This window comes from Cupriavidus oxalaticus, assembly GCF_038900635.1.
Classification (GTDB): Bacteria; Pseudomonadota; Gammaproteobacteria; order Burkholderiales; family Burkholderiaceae; genus Cupriavidus; species Cupriavidus oxalaticus_B.
This window is the reverse complement of record NZ_JAYMRX010000008.1, coordinates 187,888-206,522: the sequence shown is the minus strand read 5'-3', so window position 1 is coordinate 206,522 and position 18,635 is coordinate 187,888. Positions and strand designations below refer to the sequence as shown.

General features: G+C 66.8%; 17 protein-coding genes and 1 pseudogene. 6 read left to right on the top strand and 12 right to left on the bottom strand.

The annotated features are described in order from the left end of the window. Positions 1-39 precede the first annotated feature (39 nt). The 3 genes from maiA to gtdA form a co-directional block, all read right to left on the bottom strand. Positions 40-681 carry a maleylacetoacetate isomerase gene (gene maiA, locus VSR71_RS15840; RefSeq protein ID WP_342914800.1) on the bottom strand — a complete coding sequence of 214 codons (642 nt, stop codon included), beginning with the start codon at positions 679-681 and terminating at the stop codon, positions 40-42. A 35-nt stretch (positions 682-716) separates the two neighbouring features. After that, a complete protein-coding gene (locus VSR71_RS15835; protein ID WP_342914799.1) occupies positions 717-1,415 on the bottom strand; it encodes a fumarylacetoacetate hydrolase family protein in 699 nt (232 codons plus the stop codon). A 104-nt stretch (positions 1,416-1,519) separates the two neighbouring features. After that, on the bottom strand, positions 1,520-2,566 hold the full coding sequence (gene gtdA, locus VSR71_RS15830) for a gentisate 1,2-dioxygenase (protein WP_342914798.1): 1,047 nt from the start codon (positions 2,564-2,566) through the stop codon (positions 1,520-1,522). 153 nt (positions 2,567-2,719) lie between these two features. On the opposite strand from gtdA, the gene VSR71_RS15825 reads away from it, so the two are divergent. Next, positions 2,720-3,658: a LysR family transcriptional regulator gene (locus tag VSR71_RS15825; protein WP_342914797.1), complete on the top strand. Its 939-nt coding sequence runs from the start codon at positions 2,720-2,722 to the stop codon at positions 3,656-3,658. A gap of 52 nt (positions 3,659-3,710) precedes the next feature. Here VSR71_RS15825 and VSR71_RS15820 read toward each other — a convergent pair whose 3' ends face one another. The 3 genes and pseudogenes from VSR71_RS15820 to VSR71_RS15810 form a co-directional block, all read right to left on the bottom strand. Next, the gene (locus tag VSR71_RS15820) at positions 3,711-4,559 is read right to left on the bottom strand and encodes a hypothetical protein (protein WP_342914796.1); all 849 of its coding nucleotides are present in this window, start codon (positions 4,557-4,559) and stop codon (positions 3,711-3,713) included. Continuing rightward, a complete protein-coding gene (locus VSR71_RS15815) occupies positions 4,552-7,194 on the bottom strand; it encodes a type VI secretion system tip protein VgrG (RefSeq protein ID WP_342914795.1) in 2,643 nt (880 codons plus the stop codon). The genes VSR71_RS15820 and VSR71_RS15815 overlap by 8 nt, the downstream gene beginning before the upstream one ends. A 20-nt stretch (positions 7,195-7,214) precedes the next feature. Beyond that, positions 7,215-8,099: pseudogene (locus VSR71_RS15810) on the bottom strand (phage late control D family protein); the annotation flags it as partial. Between the two features lie 246 nt (positions 8,100-8,345). Between VSR71_RS15810 and VSR71_RS15805 the strand changes: the two are divergent. Beyond that, positions 8,346-8,534 (top strand): YjfB family protein, encoded by a 189-nt coding sequence (locus VSR71_RS15805; RefSeq protein WP_342914794.1) that lies wholly within the window; start codon positions 8,346-8,348, stop codon positions 8,532-8,534. A gap of 107 nt (positions 8,535-8,641) precedes the next feature. After that, complete coding sequence (locus VSR71_RS15800) at positions 8,642-9,547, top strand: YihY/virulence factor BrkB family protein (RefSeq protein WP_342914793.1); 906 nt, start codon at positions 8,642-8,644, stop codon at positions 9,545-9,547. 47 nt (positions 9,548-9,594) lie between these two features. Here the strand turns inward: VSR71_RS15800 and VSR71_RS15795 are convergent, their stop codons facing one another. Continuing rightward, positions 9,595-10,434: an SDR family oxidoreductase gene (locus VSR71_RS15795; protein ID WP_342914792.1), complete on the bottom strand. Its 840-nt coding sequence runs from the start codon at positions 10,432-10,434 to the stop codon at positions 9,595-9,597. Between the two features lie 35 nt (positions 10,435-10,469). Here VSR71_RS15795 and VSR71_RS15790 point away from each other — a divergent pair, with 35 nt between their 5' ends. Continuing rightward, on the top strand, positions 10,470-11,369 hold the full coding sequence (locus tag VSR71_RS15790; RefSeq protein WP_342914791.1) for a LysR family transcriptional regulator: 900 nt from the start codon (positions 10,470-10,472) through the stop codon (positions 11,367-11,369). A 121-nt stretch (positions 11,370-11,490) separates the two neighbouring features. Here the strand turns inward: VSR71_RS15790 and VSR71_RS15785 are convergent, their stop codons facing one another. From VSR71_RS15785 to VSR71_RS15770, 4 genes are read right to left on the bottom strand one after another with little or no spacing between them, the layout of a single operon-like run. Further along, positions 11,491-12,444 carry a GTP-binding protein gene (locus tag VSR71_RS15785; protein WP_342914790.1) on the bottom strand — a complete coding sequence of 318 codons (954 nt, stop codon included), beginning with the start codon at positions 12,442-12,444 and terminating at the stop codon, positions 11,491-11,493. Then, positions 12,441-14,108 carry an amidohydrolase gene (locus VSR71_RS15780; RefSeq protein ID WP_342914789.1) on the bottom strand — a complete coding sequence of 556 codons (1,668 nt, stop codon included), beginning with the start codon at positions 14,106-14,108 and terminating at the stop codon, positions 12,441-12,443. The genes VSR71_RS15785 and VSR71_RS15780 overlap by 4 nt, the downstream gene beginning before the upstream one ends. 24 nt (positions 14,109-14,132) lie before the next feature. Then, positions 14,133-15,515, bottom strand: a complete 1,383-nt coding sequence (locus tag VSR71_RS15775) for a sodium:solute symporter family protein (protein WP_342914788.1) — start codon at positions 15,513-15,515, stop codon at positions 14,133-14,135. 10 nt (positions 15,516-15,525) lie between these two features. Beyond that, complete coding sequence (locus VSR71_RS15770; RefSeq protein WP_209806142.1) at positions 15,526-15,732, bottom strand: DUF3311 domain-containing protein; 207 nt, start codon at positions 15,730-15,732, stop codon at positions 15,526-15,528. Between the two features lie 147 nt (positions 15,733-15,879). Between VSR71_RS15770 and VSR71_RS15765 the strand changes: the two genes are divergently transcribed. Continuing rightward, the gene (locus VSR71_RS15765; RefSeq protein ID WP_342914787.1) at positions 15,880-16,824 is read left to right on the top strand and encodes a LysR family transcriptional regulator; all 945 of its coding nucleotides are present in this window, start codon (positions 15,880-15,882) and stop codon (positions 16,822-16,824) included. 53 nt (positions 16,825-16,877) lie between these two features. Beyond that, positions 16,878-17,915 carry a LacI family DNA-binding transcriptional regulator gene (locus tag VSR71_RS15760; RefSeq protein ID WP_342914786.1) on the top strand — a complete coding sequence of 346 codons (1,038 nt, stop codon included), beginning with the start codon at positions 16,878-16,880 and terminating at the stop codon, positions 17,913-17,915. 12 nt (positions 17,916-17,927) lie between these two features. Here the strand turns inward: VSR71_RS15760 and VSR71_RS15755 are convergent, their stop codons facing one another. Continuing rightward, positions 17,928-18,635 carry a sulfite exporter TauE/SafE family protein gene (locus VSR71_RS15755; protein WP_209757903.1) on the bottom strand — a complete coding sequence of 236 codons (708 nt, stop codon included), beginning with the start codon at positions 18,633-18,635 and terminating at the stop codon, positions 17,928-17,930.

Below are 18,635 nucleotides of genomic sequence, written 5' to 3'. Positions count from 1 at the left end.
GGCCTGCGCCGCTGGCGTCAGGCGGTGCTTAGGCGGTGCTTAAGCGGTGTAATCGGGCTGGCGCGCTGGCGCGGCCTGGGCGAAGGCGGGATGGGTGCTGGCGTGGGCGTAGACGGCCATCGCGCGCTCGTAGCGGCCCAGGTCGCAGCCCATGCGCAGCGCGTTGGCCACCTGCGGCACCAGCGCGACATCGGCCAGCGTGGGCGCATTGCCGAAGCACCAGTTGCCGTGGCCGTGGCGTGCCAGCAGCCGTTCCACGCCGGCCATGCCTTCGTCGATCCAGTGGCGGTACCAGTCGTCCTTCTGCCCGGGCGTGACCTTCAGCACGTCTTGCAGGTAGCGCAGCACGCGCAGGTTGTTGACCGGGTGGATATCGCAGCCGATCAGCATCGACAGCTCCAGCACGCGCGCGCGCTGCTCCGGGTCCTGAGGCAGCAGGCGCGGCTCGGGATGGCGCGCGTCCAGGTAGTCGATGATCGCGAACGACTGGCCCAGCGTGAAGTCGCCATCGACCAGCGCGGGCACGGAAGCGGACGGATTGATGCCGTCGACATACTCCGCCTCGCGGTGCTGGCCGGTGCGGATATTGACGCCGAGGTAGTCGTACGGCAGGCCCTTGAGGGCCAGCGCGATACGCACGCGGTAGGACGTCGAGCTGTTGAAGAAACTGTAGAGCTGCATGGTCGTATTGCCTGTGTGCTGAGCGTGGCGCGAGGTCAGACCACGCGCACGGTCAGTTCGCCCAGACCGTCGACGCCGGTGACCATGGTTTCGCCGGCCTTGACCGCGCCCACGCCTTCAGGAGTGCCGGTGAAGATGACGTCGCCCGGCTCGAGGCGGAAGAACTGCGACAGGTAGGCCACGGTCTCGGCCACCGACCAGATCAGGTGCGACACATCGCTGCGCTGTCTGGTCTCGCCGTTGACCGTCAGCCAGAGGCTGGCCTGCTGCGGATGGCCAATGTCGCTGGCGCGGTGGATCGGGCCAACCGGCGCCGAGGCGTCGAAGGCCTTGCCGATTTCCCAGGGGCGGCCCATCTCGCGCATCTTCATCTGCAGGTCGCGGCGGGTCATGTCGAGGCCGACGGCGTAGCCCCACACGTGCTCGAGCGCCTGCTCGACGGCGATATCCGAGCCGCCCTTGCCGATCACGGCCACCAGCTCGGCCTCGTAATGATAGTTCTGCGTCTGCGCCGGATAGGGCAAGTCGAGCGTGGTGCCGGCCTGCACCGGGACGATGGCGTCGGCCGGCTTGCAGAAGAAGAACGGCGGCTCGCGGTCAGGATCGAAGCCCATTTCGCGGGCGTGGGCGGCGTAGTTGCGGCCCACGCAGTAGACGCGGCGCACGGCGAACTGGTCATCGCTGCCGGCAACGGGGATGGCAACGGTGGCGGGGGGCGTGAAGACGTAGGACATGGTCAAGGTTTCCAGGGATCTGTCAGGTGAGCGCCGGCCCGGCGGTGCCGGCCGGCACCGCGCGCGGCGGCAATTTTCAGGATTGTCGGAGTCAGGTGCGCGACTCAGGTGCGAGACTCGCGCAGCAGGTTCAGCGCGGACAGCACCGGCCGGTCGGAATAGCTGAACAGCACGGCGTCTTCCAGCGCGCCGAGCTGCACCGGCGCCCACGACGGCGCAACGAACACGTCGCGCGGCTCGAACTGGAACTGCGCATCGCCGATGCGCACCGTTCCGCGCCCTTCGACCACGCTGTACACGGTGGCGTCGGTGCTGCGGTAGGTCTTGCCCTGGAAGCCCGCCGGCAGGTACTGCATGAAGGTGGCGATGGTCGGCATCGGCCAGCCGCCGGTGGCCGGGTTGACATAGCGCAGCTTGACGCCGTCCCAGGAATCGAGTTCGCCGTTGCGGTAGAGCTGGTCCAGCGCCTCGCGCGAACGCGCGTACGGGTAGCTGAAGATCGGCGAGGTGGGATCGGTCACGCGGTGCCGCACCGGCACCATGTTGTGGCCGAAGCGGGCAAAGCTGTCGCCTTCGGCGCGGGTCACGGGCTGCTGCGACTCGGGGTAGTTCTCGGCAAAGCCGGCGTCGAACTGCTGCACCAGCGGGATGTCCAGCCCATCGAGCCACACCACCGGCTCGCCGCCATCTTTCACGGCGGGGTTGCCATGGTCATGCCAGGTCCACGACGGCGTGATGATGAAATCGCCCGGATGCATGGTGGTGCGTTCGCCATTGACGGCGGTCCAGGCGCCCTTGCCTTCGACGATAAAGCGCAGCGCCGACTGGGTATGGCGGTGGCTGGGGGCGATCTCGCCCGGCAGGATCAGCTGCAGCCCCGCATACAGCGTGGAGGTGATGCTGGACTTGCCAGGGATGCCGGGGTTCTCCAGCACCAGCACGCGGCGCACCGCTTCCTCGGCGCTGATGACGCCGCCGGCCCGCATCACCAGCGGGCGGATCTGCGCGTACTTCCAGATGGCGGGAACGATCTGCGGCCGCGGCTGCGGCGGCACGAGGGCGTGCAGCGACTCCCACAGCGGGGTCATGTGGCTGCGGCCGATTTCTTCGTAGTAGGCCACGCGGGCCGGATCTGGGGTGTGCTCGGACATGCTGTCTCCGTAACTTCTGCTCGGTATGGGGAGCGCTACTTGTGGGTGCCTGATTGATTGCGCACCGTCTTGTTGTCGTTATACTTCGCGCCCTATAAGATTTGAAATGAAGATTTCATCTTATCGATACGATTTACCGTATAGCTCACACCCATGGACTGGACCCAGAGACTTCGCCTGCGCAACCTGCAGATGCTGCTGAGCCTGGCCGAGACCGGCAACATGAGCCAGTCCGCCGCCATGCTGAACACCACCCAGCCCGGGCTTTCCAAGTGGCTGAAAGACCTGGAGGACGATATCGGCCTGCCGCTGTTCGAGCGCCAGGCGCGCGGCCTGCGGCCCACGCCCTACGGCGAGTCGCTGATCGAGCACGCGCGCCGGATCGAGGCCCAGCTCGATACCGCCCGCGACGACCTGCAGGCCATGCGCGACGGCGGCAGCGGGCTGGTGGTGGTGGGCACCTCTGGCGCCTCGGCGGCGGACACGGTGCCGCTGGCCGCGCTGCAATTGCTGCAGCAGATGCCGCGCGCCAGCGTGCGGCTGCTGGAAACCACCATGGACCGGCTGATGGGGCAACTCGCGCGCAGCGAACTGGATATCGTGGTGGGCCGTTCGGCGCCGGAGCTGCAAGATGCGCAGATGCGGACCGAATCGCTCTACATGGAGCCGATCCACTTCGTCGCCCGGCCGCGGCACCCGCTGCTGCAGGGCCGCAAGGTGGCCTGGGACGACCTGTACCGCCACCGCTGGGTGGTCTGGCCACGCGGCACACCGATCCGCAATGCGCTGGAAGGCGCGCTGGCCAGCGCCGGGCGCGCGCTGCCGGCGGACTGCGTGGAAAGCAATTCCACCGTGTTGAACCTGACCCTGTTCAACAACAGCGACATGGTCGGGCTGGCCTCGCACCGCACCGCGCGGCGGCTCGAAGAGCTGGGCGCGCTGCGCATCGTGCCGCTGCGGCTGGCGGGGTTCGGCTCGGTGTCGATGTACTGGCGCGCGGATGGCGAGTCGCGCGCGGCGGTGGCGGCGATGCTGGATTGCCTGCGGCGGGCGGCGGGGGCGCAGCAGGTGGCGGCTCAGACGCTGGTGTAGCGGCGCATTGCGGAAAAGACAGGGAGTTCATCGGAGTAAAAACGGGATCACCTCATCCCAGGTTGTGCCACCAGACTTCATGCCACTCGTCCTGTCCGGTCGCACTGTTCCAGACCGGCGCTTTGGGAAACAGCATGTCCGCCGACAGCTGGAACACACTGCTGCCAGTGAAGCGATGCGTGTAGTGGCGCCCGTCCGGGAAGATTGGCACATATTTTCCTGTGGCGTGGCACATATCGCCGCTCATCGGCAAGGGGCCGTAGCGCTGGCGCAGCGACACCGGCATCTCGCGCGACCGCGCCTTGCGCTCTTCCTGGGTGAGCACGGGGTAGTCGCGCTTTATGCGTATTTCAGCCAGCACTGTCGAGGTCAGACCGCCCTGCTCCGGGGGCCGTGCCCCCGGCCGGATATAGTCAAGCTCGACATCCACCGGAAATTTGCTGCCCGGCACCTCCAGCGCCTGGTAACGGTAGGGCTCCGCAAACGGCGTGAGCGGGTCGGGCAGGAAGCGGTTGTACGGTACGACATGGCTTTCCGAAAACTGGTAACTACCTACCTTCAGTTGCAGCAGCCGCTCCAGCTCTTCGATTGCAAGCTCGTCCAGAAGCGGCGTGAAGTGAATCGAAAAAAAAGTCGGCACTACTGCCGCCTTGGTGCGATCTTCGCGGAAGTCATCAGGGTCATCCCCCGTGTAGAGCACCATGGACACTCTTGGGAGCATCAGGTGGGAGAAGTTGTATTCCTTGGCAAACGGATTGCCCGGCAACGGTGAGATATCCCAGTTCTTCCCAAAGACCGCTTTGACCTTCTCCAGTGGCACGTCGTCACGCAGCAAGCGCATGGCTGCCTGCAGGATCTCGCGCACGACCTGCCGCTGCTGGTCGGTGTAGCGCTCAGCCATGACCGTGGCCTCCCGTACCGCCGGCGGCTTCGGAGAACTCTCTTGTGCAAGTCCCAGGGTTACGCAACAAAGGAGTGCCATTGCGGCTATCCCAGTACGACTGGACCACCTCACCGCAAACAAACGCGTCGTCTTCGTGCAGTTGTGCCCGATATCCTGTGTCATGGTTCACCATGGTGTCGACATTGATGGAAACGCCTCCCGCGCCGACGGTCTGCAGCAAGTCGTAAGCGAATTGCCGCGCCGCCTGCAACTCGGCGTCATAGAAGGCGTCTCCGAAGAGCGGCACGCCAGGGTTCCGGGCCTTGTATTCCAGCCGCCCCTCGCGCAGACCGGCCAGTAGCCAGTAGTAGTGCCCCGCCAGCATCCGATGCAATCCCCTCAACACCAGCGGATCTTTTGGAATCGCCTGTTTGGCGGCCAGCGTGAACACCCCTTTGTGGAAAAACTCCCTGTAGAACTCTTGCATATGCGGCACGCGCGCATAGTCCTGAGGGAACTGCTGCATCAGGGCCGCCATCCAGAATTCCTGCTGGCAGTGCCTGGCTTCGTGATAAAGGGCGTCGGCCAGCACCTTCTGCGCGATATCCCGGCTAGCCGGGTCCCGGGCAGTGAGCAGCGGCTCGATCGTCTTGGGTGTCACGGCAATCTGCCAAAGCTGGCGCAGAAAGCCCGCATTGGCAGTGGCCACCAGGTGCAACGCTTGCAATTGTTCGTCGGTAACGATCGTGATCGCAGGTAGCGCCCCTGAGCTGGGGGATCCATTTGCAATTCCGTCAGGCAAGCCAAACGGCCCGCTGCGCAGTGCACCGAAAACCAACGGCTGGATTTTCTTGGCCAAGCTTTTTGTCTCAGTATCCGACAGCGGCCAGCTCATCGTGCCCCAATCGATGCCTTGCAGCACCGGCTTGATAGCCGCGGTATAGCCCTTGGCAACCGTATAGACCACATCCTTGCGCAACGGCCGACCGCTTTCGCCTGGCTTGCCCGTGACCGGATCAATGGCGATTTCACAGAAGCGCAGCCCAAAGTTGTGCGGATCGCAGGTAACCAGCATCGGCTGCTTGTTCTCGCTGGTCGGCTCGCGCCCGGCCTTCTCCGCCGTCTTGCCCCCCACCTGCGTGGAGCGCCGTTCCGGATTCGGCGCGGCAACTGCGGCGTGCCGCACATCCTGCATCAGCATCGGTTCGTGCACCGCCAAGACCTTGCCGGACTCGCTCGCCGACAGGAATTCCAGCCGCGCCACCTGCGCCACCGCCGCCATCGCCAACGCGGTCTCCCCGCGCGCATTGGTGACGCCGGCGATCACGCGGCCGTCATCCAGGGTGATGCGATAGGGCTGATCCGGCAGGGTCAGTCCGGTACCCAGTTCGGCCAGCACAAAATGCTCGGCTACCCTGGCCTCGGTCTGCGGCAGCAGCGGCATGGCCTGCCCGATCGACTTCGGCCCGGGCATGGCATGCGAGTTGGCATGCGCCTTCCAGGTACCCAGCGTGCCATGCTCGATGCCCTCGGCATTAATGCGCACGTAGCTGCCGCCGCCATTGATCAGGACTTCCTTCCTGGCCGTAATCTCGATACGCTCCTGCGCGCTGATCAGGCGCAGCACCTTCTGCGCAATGACCTCGATGTCATCGCTCTGCGCCTGGATCTCGATCTTGCCCTTGGCCGCAAAGAAGCGCATGCCGGCCTTGCGCGCGAACAGCACGATCATTTCCCTCGCACTGGCCAGCCAGCTCTTGCCGGTGGCGATCGACAGGTGCTGCCCGGTCGTGAGGGCTGTATGCCGCTCGCTGCGCAGGTGGATGTCTTCGGCCGCGGTCGCGGCGATGCCGGCGGGACTGGCCAGCGCCAGGTGCGGTGCGGCGAATTCGCCTTGCTCGCGGCTCCCTTTCAAGGTGTCGTGCTGGGCCTTGAGCGCATCGGCCACGCCGGCCTGCTGGCCGTCCTGGGCGCGCTGGTAGTCGGCGGCCTCGCCCAGTTCCTGCTGCAACGCCTGCCCGCTGGCAAGGCGCTGCGCGGTTTCCGGCAGATCCTTATGATGGCCCCGGGCATCGGGCCGGGCCTCGGTGCTGACCAGCAGGCCTGAGCCGGCGCGCAGTGCGCCCCAGCCGTCGGTGCGCAGCTCGAACCCTTCTCCGCGCTTGTCCCGGCGTCCGTCAGCATCCGGGATGCGGGTGATATAGCCCAGGCTCAGCATCGACGCCTGGTGGTCGCTGCCGAGCTGGGTCTGGATCTCGCCCTGGGTGTCGTCCTGGATAAAGGTGTTGTGGCGCTCGCCAAAGAGTTCCTTGCTGCGGAAGCCCGACAGCGCGTGCTGGCCGGGCAGCACCCACAGGTTGGCACGGTTGGGCAGCCGGCCGGTGACGATCGGGCAGTCCGGATCGCCATGGGTAAAGTCGACTATGACCTCCTGACCGATGCGCGGGAGGTGGCTCGCGCCAAACTGGTCGCCCTGCCAGACCTGCGAGACCCGCACCCAGCACGAACTGTTGGCGTTGCGCCGGCCGGTGCGGTCCCAGTGCAATTGAATCTTGATGCGCCCGAATTCATCGACCCACACCTGCTCCCCCTCGGGGCCGACCACGGTGGCGTCTCTATGCGAATGCGCGCGAGCATTTCGCCCGCGCGCCATGGCTCGTTGCCGGTGGCCGGCTGAGCGTGGTCGCCGGGGTACTCGTAGATCTCGCCTTCGGCGTGAACGGTGTCGCGCGGGTCATGGCTGACCACCAACAGGTCGGCGCGCGGCTTCACGAAATCGTAGTCGGTGCTGGTCCACTTACCGGACACCAGTTGGTCTTGAACATGGAAGCCGTACAGGTGCTCGGCATCGGCCCGATCGGCGGACGAACGCCAGGTCAGCGTGTGATAGGCAGGGCTTTCAAAGCGGCGAAAGGCGCCATTGCCGTCGGTGAGCACGAGGCGATGATGGCCGCCACTGTGTTCGAAGAAATATGAGATCCCCCACCCCTGGGTCAGGCGCTCGAAGAACGCAAGATCGGTCTCGCCATACTGCACCTGATATTCGCGCGTCGGATAGCGCGCCACGTCGAGGCGGTTCTCGACCGGGAAGCTGTAGTCGGCCAGCAGGTCCTGCAAGATCTCGACCACGGTCTTCTGCTGGAAAATCTTGAAGTCCGAGGTGAGCGTGGCAAGGAACAGCCACGGCCGCAGCGTGAGGCGGTAGACAAAGTGGCGTCCCTCAGGCCTTGGCCCCTCGACCTGGGTCACGATGCCGGTGATTTCACGCGTACCGGCGCCGAGGTGACCGGCCAGGCCGGTGCCCGCGCCGTCGAGTTCGATCTCGAGCGTCAGCACCTTGCCCTGCATCGCCGCCAGGTCAAGATTGGCGGCCGGGCCGGACAGCGTGTGCAGTTCGTCCGGCGTCTTCACATCGACGGTATAGGTGAACAGGCTGTTCAGGCCTTCGGTGCCCCGTACACGGGCCACGGTCAGGGCGATCTGGCCGAGGAGTTGGGGCAGGCCATCGCCACGCAGGGAAACGGTGCGGGAGGAAAGGAACAGCGAACGATTGCCCATGGGCGGCGCTCCGGCGGGGATCAACGACCGCGCAGCGCCCGAGAAACATGGACAATTGTCGCGGGGAAGCCTGAAAGCTACCCTGGAAAGTGCTTAATGAATGTCACGAACTGTGATATTCGGTGGTGCCGGAAGCATTTGAGAACAGGCGCCGCCCTCAAGGTTTGGACGGCCGGGGCCGTCATTGGGTGCTGGCGGAAGTTCTATCCCGCCGTCTCTCCCAACCTTCACCAAGGAAACCTCTCCATGGAAATCTCCAACGTCACCGCCGGCCTGGCGGGCGATCCGGGCGCCGATCCGGTAAGCCTGCTGATGCTGCGCAAGTCGCTGGACATGCAGGCACAAGGCATGGCTGCACTGCTGCAGGCCATGCCCCAGCCGGTCGCGGCCAGCAACCCGCCGCACCTGGGCCAGACCATCGACATCGAGGTCTGATTCCGCGGGCGCAAGCCGCTGTGGCGCGGGCGCTGCCGGCACCACAGGCCGGGCACTTGCGCGCCCGCCGACGCATAATGTCGGCACCTGCCCTCTCTGTGCCCGCCATGCAGCTTCTCGACGCCCGCGTCCGCGACCTGCTCCGTCATCCGGGGAACTTCCTGTGGCGCACGCTGGTTCAGTTCCGCGCCAACCAGGGCCTGTTGCTGGCCGGGGCGGTGGCCTACTACGCGCTGCTGTCGATCGTGCCGCTGCTGATCCTGATGGTGATCGCACTGTCGCATGTGATCGACCCGCGGCTGTTGCTGTCGACGCTGGCGCGCTATCTGGAGTGGGTGGTGCCCGGACAGTCCCGGGCGCTTGTGCCCGAGCTGGCGTCGTTCCTGCGCACCCGCGGCACCGTCGGCTGGGTCTTGCTCGGCACGATGCTGTTCTTCAGTTCGCTGGCGTTCACCGTGCTGGAAAACGCCATGTCAGTGATCTTCGTCCATCGCGTCGCCATCCGGCGCCGGCATTTCCTGATCTCGGCGGTGCTGCCTTACTGCTATATCGCGGTGCTCAGCCTGGGGCTGCTGCTGGTGACAGTTGTCTCGGGCGGGCTGATCGCCATTGGCGAACGGCACGTGGAAGTACTGGGCCATGACTGGTCGCTCGACCGGCTTTCCACCACGCTCCTTTACCTGCTCGGCTTCCTTGGCGAGATCCTGATGCTGACGTCGATCTACATGGTGATGCCGGTCGGCCGGCTGTCCTTGCGCCATGCGCTGTGCGGCGCGGTGCTCGCCGCGGTGCTGTGGGAGATCTCGCGTCATGCGCTGGTGTGGTACTTCACCACGCTGTCGCAGGTGGGGCGGGTCTATGGCTCGCTGACCACCGCGATCGTGGTATTGCTGAGCCTGGAGATCGCCGCGACGCTGCTGTTGCTCGGCGCGCAGGTAATTGCGGAATTCGAGCGCAGCGGCTGGGAACGGCCACCTTCTGCGGATGCTCCCACCGGCGAGTTCCATACCTGACGTGTGCCGTGAGGATTTCACGGGTGCGGCACGGTTGCCACGGTTGCTTATGCGAATCCTCCGTTTGCGCGCAGCACCTGCCCGTTGATCCAGCCACCATCTTCGCCAGCAAGAAACGACACGACGCGGCCAATATCCTCGGGCGTCCCGAGCCGTTCGAGCGGAGCGAGCCGCGCGATCTGGTCGATTTGCTCCGCACTCTTGCCATCGAGAAACAGCTCGGTGGCCACCGGCCCTGGCGCAACGGCATTGACGGTGATGCCGCGTCCGCGAAGCTCGTTGGCCAGCACGCGGACCAGTCCCTCCACGCCGGCCTTGGACGCAATATACGGCCCATAGGAAGGAAATGACTTGGCGATGACGCTGGTTGACACCGCAATGATGCGCCCACCGGCGCGAAGGTTTTCGGCCGCTTGCGCCAACACCAGGAACGTGCCGCGCAAGTTGGTCGCAATGACCTTGTCGAAGTCGGCCAGGCTGGCGGGCACGATCGGTGCCATCGGCATCACGCCGGCGCAGTTGGCCACTACGTCGATGCCGCCGAATTCGGCCTTCGTTTCCGCGAAAAGGCGGGCTACATCATCAGGGCTTCCGACATCGCCCCGGATCGCGATGGCCCGGCCGCCGGCCGATTCGATCGCCGCGACGGTGTCCTGGGCGTGCGCCACATTGCCGGCATAGCCGACCGCGACGGCAAAGCCGTCGGCAGCGAGCCGCAAGGCGACGGCGCGGCCGATGCCGCGCGATCCGCCGGTGACAATGGCCGCTCTGGTGGTTGTTCGTAGTCTGGGAATCCATGGGAATGCTCCGGAAGGGACAAGGCGACATGCCGTTGGAGCAAATTGTGGTTGTTCGTGCAGGCTAGATAAATGGTGCAAAATCGCCATATCAATTCAACCAGCCTCAACAATAGTTCCTTCCTGTGGACCGCTTCGATTCCCTGCAATTGTTCACCCGCATCGTCGAATTGGGCAGCTTCAGCCACGCCGCGGCGGCGCTCGATATCCCGCGCGCCACCGCTACCCATGCCATCAAGGCGCTCGAGATGCGCCTCGGCGTCCGGCTGCTCGAACGCACGACGCGGCAGGTCAGGCCAACGCTCGACGGCCAGGCCTTCTACCAACGTTGCGTCCACCTGCTGGCTGAACTCGACGACGCCGAGTCGTCTCTGCAGCACGTGGCGGCGAATCCGCGCGGGGTCTTGCGTGTCGACATGCACGGTACCCACGCCACCAGGATCGTGCTGGCGCGCATCGACGAATTCCGGGCGCGCTATCCGCGCATCGACCTGGTGGTATCCGGCGGTGACCGCCTGGTGGACCTGGTACGGGAGGGCGTCGATTGCGTCATCCGCGCGGGCACGCCGCGAGATTCCTCCCTCGTTGCGCGGCGCCTGGCGCTCATGCCGCAAGTCGTGTGTGCCAGTCCGGCCTACCTGGAAGCGTCTGGCATCCCGCAACATCCCGACCAGCTCTCCCGGCACGAAGTCGTGAAGTTCTTCTCGAGCAGCGGCGCGGCCAGCTATCCGCTGGAGCTGCACGTCAATGGGCAGCTCCAGTCGTATTCGCTGGCCGGATGGATGTCCGTCAACGATGCCGAGAACTACGTCACGGCCGCCTTGCGCGGCTGCGGCTTGATCCAGGTGCCGCGCTTCCACGTCGACGAGGCCTTGCGCGAGGGGCGGCTCGTCGAGGTCTTGAGCGATTGGCCGAGCCCTGACCTGCCGGTGTCGGCCCTGTATCCGCATCACAGGCAGCTGTCTCCGCGCGTGCGGGTGTTCGTCGACTGGCTGGTGGCTCTTTATGCGGAGACGTTTGGATAGAGCCGGCTCCGGCGGACGGCGCTTCAGACGTTGGCGCGGAATTCGAGCGCAGCTGGCTGAGTGCGGCCGCCCTCCTCGCGATGCCCCCAAAGGACGAATTCCATACCTGACGCCTTCTGTTTCAGGCCAGTGCAGACGCCATGCTGGCGGAAATGGCATCCGCTCCCGCGGCATCGAAGGCGCCAATGAATACCAGCGCGGACTCGCTGGACTCGCCAGCTTCGCCGCGCGGCAGGGGCCGCATCCGCATCCTGCCCCCGACCACGTGTACCTCGTGCAGCCGCGGATCGGCCGCCAGCCTGACCAGGCCCTTCGCGCGCAGCAGGCGCACGGGCGGCGTCAGCAGTGCCTGTCGCAGCCGCGCCTTGTCAAAGCCGCGGCCGGTCCGGTAGGCCATGCTGCGGATGCCGGCATGTGGCGCGGGACGCTGCCACCCTGCATGCGCCTGCAGCACGCCGGTGCCGGCTGGCGCGGGCATGGCCGCGTCGATAAAGACTGACAGAGGCAGGTCGCCATGGCGCGCTTCCAGCACCGTGGCGCGTGGCGCAAGCGTACCGACGGTCCCGGTCGTTGCCGCAGCACCACCGGCAGCGCACAGGTCGGTCTTGGTCAGCGCCACCACCGATGCGCCCGCGATCTGCTGCCGCACCATCTCGCCGACCAGCGGGTCGGCCAGGCTGTCATGCACGGCGGCGGCATCCACCACCACCAGCACCGCATTGAGCCGGAACGCCGGATCGAGCAGGCCGATCTGTGCGATGCGCTGCGGGTCTGACACACCGCTGGCCTCGATCACCAGCAGGTCGGGCCGCGCATCGCGGTCGGCGATCGCCACCAGGGCCTCAGCCAGCCGGCCGCCGATAGAACAGCACACGCAGCCATTCTCCAGCTGGATCACATCGTCGCTGCGCGTGCGGATCAGCGCGGCGTCGATATTTATCTCGCCGAAGTCGTTCACCAGGACGGCAATGCGCAGCCCTCGCACGTTGGCCAGCAGCCGGTTCAGCAGTGTGGTCTTGCCCGCGCCCAGGTAGCCGCCGACGACGACCAGCGGGATCGGAAGCCGGGCGTTCATCTCGAAGGCGCCTCGAACACGCGGCCGCCCAGCACCGTGCCCCACACTCGCACATCCTTGAGTTGCGCAGGATCCACGGCGGCGGGATCGTCCTCCAGCACGGCAAAGTCGGCCAGCTTGCCGGGCGCGATGCTGCCGATGCGATGGTCGAGTCCGAGCGTGTAAGCGGCGCCCATCGTCACCGCATAAAGCGCGTCGGCCACCGTCAGCCGCTCGGCCTCGCCCATGTCACGGCCCGAGGCGCTCTGGCGCTGTACCGCGCACCACGCCGTGAAGAGCGGGTTCAGCGGCGTGATCGGCGCATCGGAATGGATCGCGAACGGAATGCCGAGGCGCTGCGCGGTGCCTGCCGGGTTCATGCGCGCGGCACGCGCCGGGCCCACGGTCTGCGTGGCATGGGCATCGCCCCAGTAATACAGGTGGTTGGCGAAGAAGTTGATGCACACGCCGAGGCGCTTCGCTCGCGCCAGCTGCGCGGCATCGGCAAGCTGGCAGTGCTGCAGCGTATGGCGATGGCCGGCGCGCGGATGGCGTGACAGCAGCGCCTCCAGCGTGTCGAGCACGACCTCGGTGGCTTCGTCGCCGTTGGTATGGATATGCAGCGGCAGCCCGGCCAGGTGGAACGGCGCGAACGCGTCCAGCAACTGTTCCGGCGGGATCAGCCACAGGCCGTTGGGCTGGCCGCCGGCGTAGCCGGGTGTGCGCAGCCGCGCGGTAAAGCCCTGGATCGAGCCGTCGACGATGAACTTGACCGGGCCGAAGTGGAGCTTGTCTGAGCCGGCGGCTGCAGCCCGCCGCACGCGTTCGGGCCCGCCCCGCGCGTCGCGCTGCGGCGCGAACGCGGGCACGATGCGCAGCGGGAAGCCGTCATCCGACGTCACCGCTTGCAGCGTTTCCAGGCCCTTGGCCGAGAGGTCGTTGACCAGGTCTGTCGCCGTGGTCACGCCCGCCAGTTGCGCCACGCGCCCGAAGCGGCGCACCGCCTCCGCGTCCTCCGCCGCAGCCAGCGACAGGCCGCGGCCGATCACGCGCTGCACCGGGAACATCGCCGCAAACTCTTGCAGCTCGCCGGTGGGCTTGCCGTCCGCATCCTTGTGCACGCCATCGATGTCGGTGTCTTCGTCGATGCCGGCCAGCGCCAGCATCGACGAATTGACGTTCATCAGATGGACGCTGGCATGCATCACCACCACCGGCCGCGTCGCCGAGACGCGATCCAGCTCGCGCACCGACAGCCGCGCGGTGCCAAAGTAGATCGGGTCGAAGCCCCAGGCCAGCAGCGGCGTGCCGGCGCCTTGCAGCTTGCCGGCGGCCTCGGCCAGGCGGTCGATGACATCGTCCAGCGTGCGCAAGCCGCGCCACAGCCTGCCATCGGGATCGCGGCGGTCGAAGTAGCCGACGTAGACCGCGTCCCACATCGCGCCTTCCATCAGGTGGCAGTGGCCTTCGACCATGCCGGGCATCAGTACCTTGTCGCGGAAGGTGTCGACCACCTCCGCGTCAATCCACGGCGTCATCTGCGCCGCGCCGCCGACCGCAAGGATCTGGCCATTGCGTACCGCGACATGGGTCGCTTCCGGCTGTGCCGAGTCCATCGTGAGGATCTTGCGCGCCACGAATACCTGCGTGCGCGCCGTGTCGTTAGCCGTGTCGTTCTTAGTCATCGCTGCTTGCATGAGTCGTAAGGATCAGGCCGGCTGCACGCGCGCCAGGCGCGGCGCGTAGTTCGCCAGCACGGTCACGAGCAGGTTGACCGCAAGGCTGACCAGGCCGAGGTTGATGCCGCCGAAGTCGGCCTGCTGCGCGTACAGCGCGATCGCCAGCCCCTGCCCGCTAAGGATGCCGAGCGCAATCGCCACCGGCCGCACCTTCAGCGAGAACAGGATCACGATCACGCCAGGGAAGAACTGCGTCACGCCGTAGTAAGTGGTGTTGATCAGCGTCAGCATCAGGTTGGGCGTGGCCAGCGTCATCGAGATCGACAGCACCAGGTACACCACGATCACCACCTTTGCGCCCTGCTTCTGGCGCTGCTCGGGCATGCCCGGCAGCAGGTTGCGCGTGACGATCGGGCCGATCGCCAGGCAGATGCCGGCCAGCACCAGCAGTCCCGACAGCGCCGCGCCGGCGGTCACCAGCCCGAGCAGCCAGTCAGGCAGCAGCCGCACCGCCGCCGCGAAAAACGCTTCGTTGGGCGAGGCCAGCTGCAGGTTCTGGCTGATCGCGTAGTACGACGCCAGCACCAGGAACGGGTACATCAGCATGTACAGCGGCATTGCCACCTGCGTGCGACGGATGGTGTTGGCGCTCTTGGCGGTGAAGAAGTTCTGCACCGCGAACGGCATCACGTAGAAGCCCAGCGCCTGAAACAGCATGGTGCTCATCGAGAAGCGCAGCTGCGTGTCGTTCATCTGGTTGCTGACCTGCAGGCTGGCGGCATGGAAGACATCGCCCACGCCGGCCTTCCAGCCAACCGCGACGCCGGTGGCGACGATCGCCACCACCATCAGGATGTCTTTCAGGATGGCGATGTAGGCCGACGCGCGCACGCCGGATATGGCGATATAGGTAAAGGCCAGCGCCGCCGAGATCAGCACCAGGTACACGGGATCGAACTCCCAGCCCAGCCCTTTTAGCGCCGCCACCAGCCCGGTGAACTGCAACTGGCCCCACGGCAACAGGAACAGGATCGAAGAACCGGCGACGATCAGTTCCAGCGCACGGCTGCCGTAGTGGCCCTTGAACAGGTCGGGCAGCGTGATCGCGTTATAGCGCGCGCCCGCCTGCCAGATCTTTGGCCCAAGGAAATAGCCGAGCGGGTAAGCCAGCAGGATGTAGCCGAGGAACCAGACGCCATAGGTCGGCCCCTTGGCATAGATGCCGCCGGGGAAGCCCACCATGGTGCCGATGCTGTAGATCTCGCCGGCCGCCAGGAAGAACACCAGGTAGGCGCCGAACTGCCGCGACGCAACGAAAAAGTCATGGACACTCTGCGCGCCGTGGCCCTTCTTCGAGCGAATGGCGAGATAGAGCGAGAAGACGATAAAGCCGAGAAATACCGCTGTAGTCATGGCTGGCCCCTCACGCTTCATGCACCGCTTCGGCGGCATGGCGGTCGAACAGCAGCCAGCAGGCCAGCATGCAGCCCGAGGTCAGCACGAACCAGGCAAAGATCCAGGCATAGATAAAGGGCACGCCGAGCACGAAGCGCTCGACCGAAGCCACCCAGGGCAAGAGCCCGATCACCCCGATATACGGGATGCCGAGGCCGATGAACAGCTTGAGCATGTGTTGTCTCCGGTGTTTTCCGATCACGGTGCGCGGTGCCTGCCGCATGGGGCCCGCGCTGGTTTCCGGTCATCATAGGGAGCGCCAATGTATGATTCAAATGCAAATATCGAACCGCTCCCATAACCAACACGCATGGGATTCCGCATGGACACCCAGAAACTTCTGCACCTGCTCGCCATCGTCGAGCACGGCACCTTCTCCGAGGCCGCACGCGCCGTGCACCTGACCCAGCCGGCGCTGAGCCGCAGCATCCGCGCGCTGGAGCACGAGCTGAAAGCGCCGCTGTTCGACCGCGGCGCTCGGCGCGCACGCCTGACGGTGTTCGGCGAGCTGGTGGCCGAGCGCGCCCGCCGCATGCGGCTGGAGGAACGCCAGCTGCGTCGCGACCTTGACTTGCTGCGCGGCGGCGAGGAAGGCTCGCTGACGATCGGCGTGGCGCCCGCGCCCGCCGCGCTGCTGCTGACGCCGTTCCTGATCCACATGGCGCAGGCGCACCCGCGCATCAAGGTCCGCACCGAGACCGGCGCCACCACTGCGCTGCTCGACGCCCTGCGGCGCGAGACCATCGACGCCATCGTCGGCGACGCCTACGTGCTGCGCGCCGCCGACGACATCGAATTGGAACCGCTGGGCGAGCTGCCCGCCGGGCTGGTGTGCCGCGCCGGCCATCCGATCCTGCGCAAGCGGCGCATCGACATCGAGACGATCCGCGCCTACCCGGTGGCGACCACCACCCTCAGCACCATCGTCAGCCGCCAGCTGGCCGAGCTGTGGGGTCCCGAGGCCGCACCGGACAAGCTTTTCACCCTGCACTGCGACAACCTCGACATGCTGCGCAGCGTGACACTGGCTACTGACACGCTGCTGTTCGGCGTGCTGTCGATCACCCGACAGGAACGCGCGGCGGGGCTGATGGCGGAAGTGCCGATGCCGCCCGACCCGCGCCGCTGCGGCCGCTACGGCATCGCGCGCATGGCGGCGCGCTCGCTGTCGCCGGCGCTCGAGACGCTCTACGCCTTCACGCGCGAGCATTGGAGGGAGTTGTCGTCGGCGCCGGCCAGGCAAGGCGCGCGGCGCTGCCCCGCCTGACCTGCACTGGCCGCTGTTGTATGCTCCGCCCTGATCCCTCGCTCAAACCCGGCATGACCGATTCCACGCCAGACCGCCCCCGCCGCCTCACCATCCACGACGTCGCCCGCGCCGCCGGCGTGTCGCTGACCACGGTCTCGCACGCGCTGAACGACCGCGGCGTGCTGGACCCGGCCACGCGCGCACGGGTCAAGCGCATCGCCGCGGAACTGGGCTACCGGCCCAGCGTGCGCGCGCAGCGGCTGCAGTCGGGGCGCGCCAACTGCATCGCGCTGCTGTCGTCGATGCCGTTCGCAGTGGCGGGCGGCACTTCGCGGCTGGGTTTCATGATGGAAGTGGCGGCGATCGCCGCGGAAGCGGCAATGGGCCGCGGACTCGGCGTGGTGCTGGTGCCGCCGCTGGAAGGCGCGGGCGGATTGCTCGATACGCTCGATATCGACGGCGCCATCGTGATCGAGCCGATTGCCGGCGACCCGCATATCGCGCGGCTGCGCGAGCGCGGCGTCAGCATCGTGTCGATCGGACGCGAGCCGCTGACCGAAACGCCGGTGCCCTGCATCGACCTGCAATCGGCCGAAACCGCGCGCCTGCTGCTGGAGCACCTGCACGGCCATGGCCGCCGGCATATCGGCCTGATGATCGGCGCCGCGCCGCGCCAGTCGTACGTGGAAACCGAACGCGCCTATCGCGAGTTCACGCAGGCGGCCGGCCTGCCCTGCCATATCGTCAAGGCGCCCGAGGAACGCGGCGAAGCCGGCGGTGCCGATGCCTGCGCGCAGCTGCTGGCGCAGATGCCGCAGCTCGATGCGCTGTGCGCGCCGGTGGATGCGTTCGCGGTGGGCGCGATGGCCCACCTGCAAAGCCTGGGCAAGCGCGTGCCCGAGGACGTGCTGGTGGTCACGCGCTACGACGGTATCCGCGCCCGCGGCGCGCAGCCGCCGATCACCGCGGTCAACCTGCACCTGGAACGGGTGGCGTCGCTGGCGGTGGAGCTGCTGTTTGCCCACCTGTCCGGCGACCGCAGCCGCACGGTGATCGCCGGGCCAGCCCCTGAACTGGTGGTGCGGGCCTCGTCTACGCCAACTGCCTGACTGCCTGACTGCCTAGCCGCGCAGCAGCACCACCGCGCCCGACACCAGCGCGAACACCAGCACGCCGATGCGCAGCATGCGCTGGTTGATGCGCCGGTGCACCAGGTGGCTGGCGACCATGCCGACGCCCAGCACCGGCAACAGGCCGGCGGCGTAGAGCACCTGCTCCATGCCGAGCTTGCCGCTCAGCGCCAGCACCACCAGCGAGATCACCTCCCCCACCAGGAAGCACAGCGCCACGGTCGCGCGCAGCGTCGCCACCGGTGCGTGCTGGTAGGCCAGCGCCAGCGGCGGCCCGCCCACGCCGGTGGCGGTCTCGGTGACACCCGTGATCAGCCCGGTCGAGGCAAAGGTCAGGCGCCCCGGCGTAAAGGCCGGCGCCAGCAGCGACGCCAGCGCGGCGGCGATGGTGCTGCCGCCGACCAGCGCGTTGAGCCACGCCATCGGCATCGCCACCAGCACCCACAGCCCGCCGAAGGTACCGGCCAGCCGCCCGGCGCTGATCCAGCCCGCGCCGCGCAGGTCGATGGCATGGCGCTCGCGCCAGGCCACGTAGGCATTGAGCGGCAGCATCGCCAGCAGCAATGCGCCGGGCAGCATCGCCGGCGCGGCCAGCGCCAGCACCGGCACCACGATCAGCGCGAAGCCCATGCCGGTCGCGCCCTGGACCAGCGCGCCGGTGAAGACCGCCACGCCGACACTGAACCACGTCATGTCCAT

Coding starts and splice junctions, on each gene's coding strand:
- maiA (WP_342914800.1), bottom strand. CDS start 681: ATGCAGCTCTACAGTTTCTTCAACAGCTCGACGTCCTACCGCGTGCGT.
- VSR71_RS15835 (WP_342914799.1), bottom strand. CDS start 1,415: ATGTCCTACGTCTTCACGCCCCCCGCCACCGTTGCCATCCCCGTTGCC.
- gtdA (WP_342914798.1), bottom strand. CDS start 2,566: ATGTCCGAGCACACCCCAGATCCGGCCCGCGTGGCCTACTACGAAGAA.
- VSR71_RS15825 (WP_342914797.1), top strand. CDS start 2,720: ATGGACTGGACCCAGAGACTTCGCCTGCGCAACCTGCAGATGCTGCTG.
- VSR71_RS15820 (WP_342914796.1), bottom strand. CDS start 4,559: ATGGCTGAGCGCTACACCGACCAGCAGCGGCAGGTCGTGCGCGAGATC.
- VSR71_RS15815 (WP_342914795.1), bottom strand. CDS start 7,194: ATGGCGCGCGGGCGAAATGCTCGCGCGCATTCGCATAGAGACGCCACC.
- VSR71_RS15805 (WP_342914794.1), top strand. CDS start 8,346: ATGGAAATCTCCAACGTCACCGCCGGCCTGGCGGGCGATCCGGGCGCC.
- VSR71_RS15800 (WP_342914793.1), top strand. CDS start 8,642: ATGCAGCTTCTCGACGCCCGCGTCCGCGACCTGCTCCGTCATCCGGGG.
- VSR71_RS15795 (WP_342914792.1), bottom strand. CDS start 10,434: ATGGCGATTTTGCACCATTTATCTAGCCTGCACGAACAACCACAATTT.
- VSR71_RS15785 (WP_342914790.1), bottom strand. CDS start 12,444: ATGAACGCCCGGCTTCCGATCCCGCTGGTCGTCGTCGGCGGCTACCTG.
- VSR71_RS15780 (WP_342914789.1), bottom strand. CDS start 14,108: ATGACTAAGAACGACACGGCTAACGACACGGCGCGCACGCAGGTATTC.
- VSR71_RS15775 (WP_342914788.1), bottom strand. CDS start 15,515: ATGACTACAGCGGTATTTCTCGGCTTTATCGTCTTCTCGCTCTATCTC.
- VSR71_RS15770 (WP_209806142.1), bottom strand. CDS start 15,732: ATGCTCAAGCTGTTCATCGGCCTCGGCATCCCGTATATCGGGGTGATC.
- VSR71_RS15765 (WP_342914787.1), top strand. CDS start 15,880: ATGGACACCCAGAAACTTCTGCACCTGCTCGCCATCGTCGAGCACGGC.
- VSR71_RS15760 (WP_342914786.1), top strand. CDS start 16,878: ATGACCGATTCCACGCCAGACCGCCCCCGCCGCCTCACCATCCACGAC.
- VSR71_RS15755 (WP_209757903.1), bottom strand. CDS start 18,635: ATGGACATGACGTGGTTCAGTGTCGGCGTGGCGGTCTTCACCGGCGCG.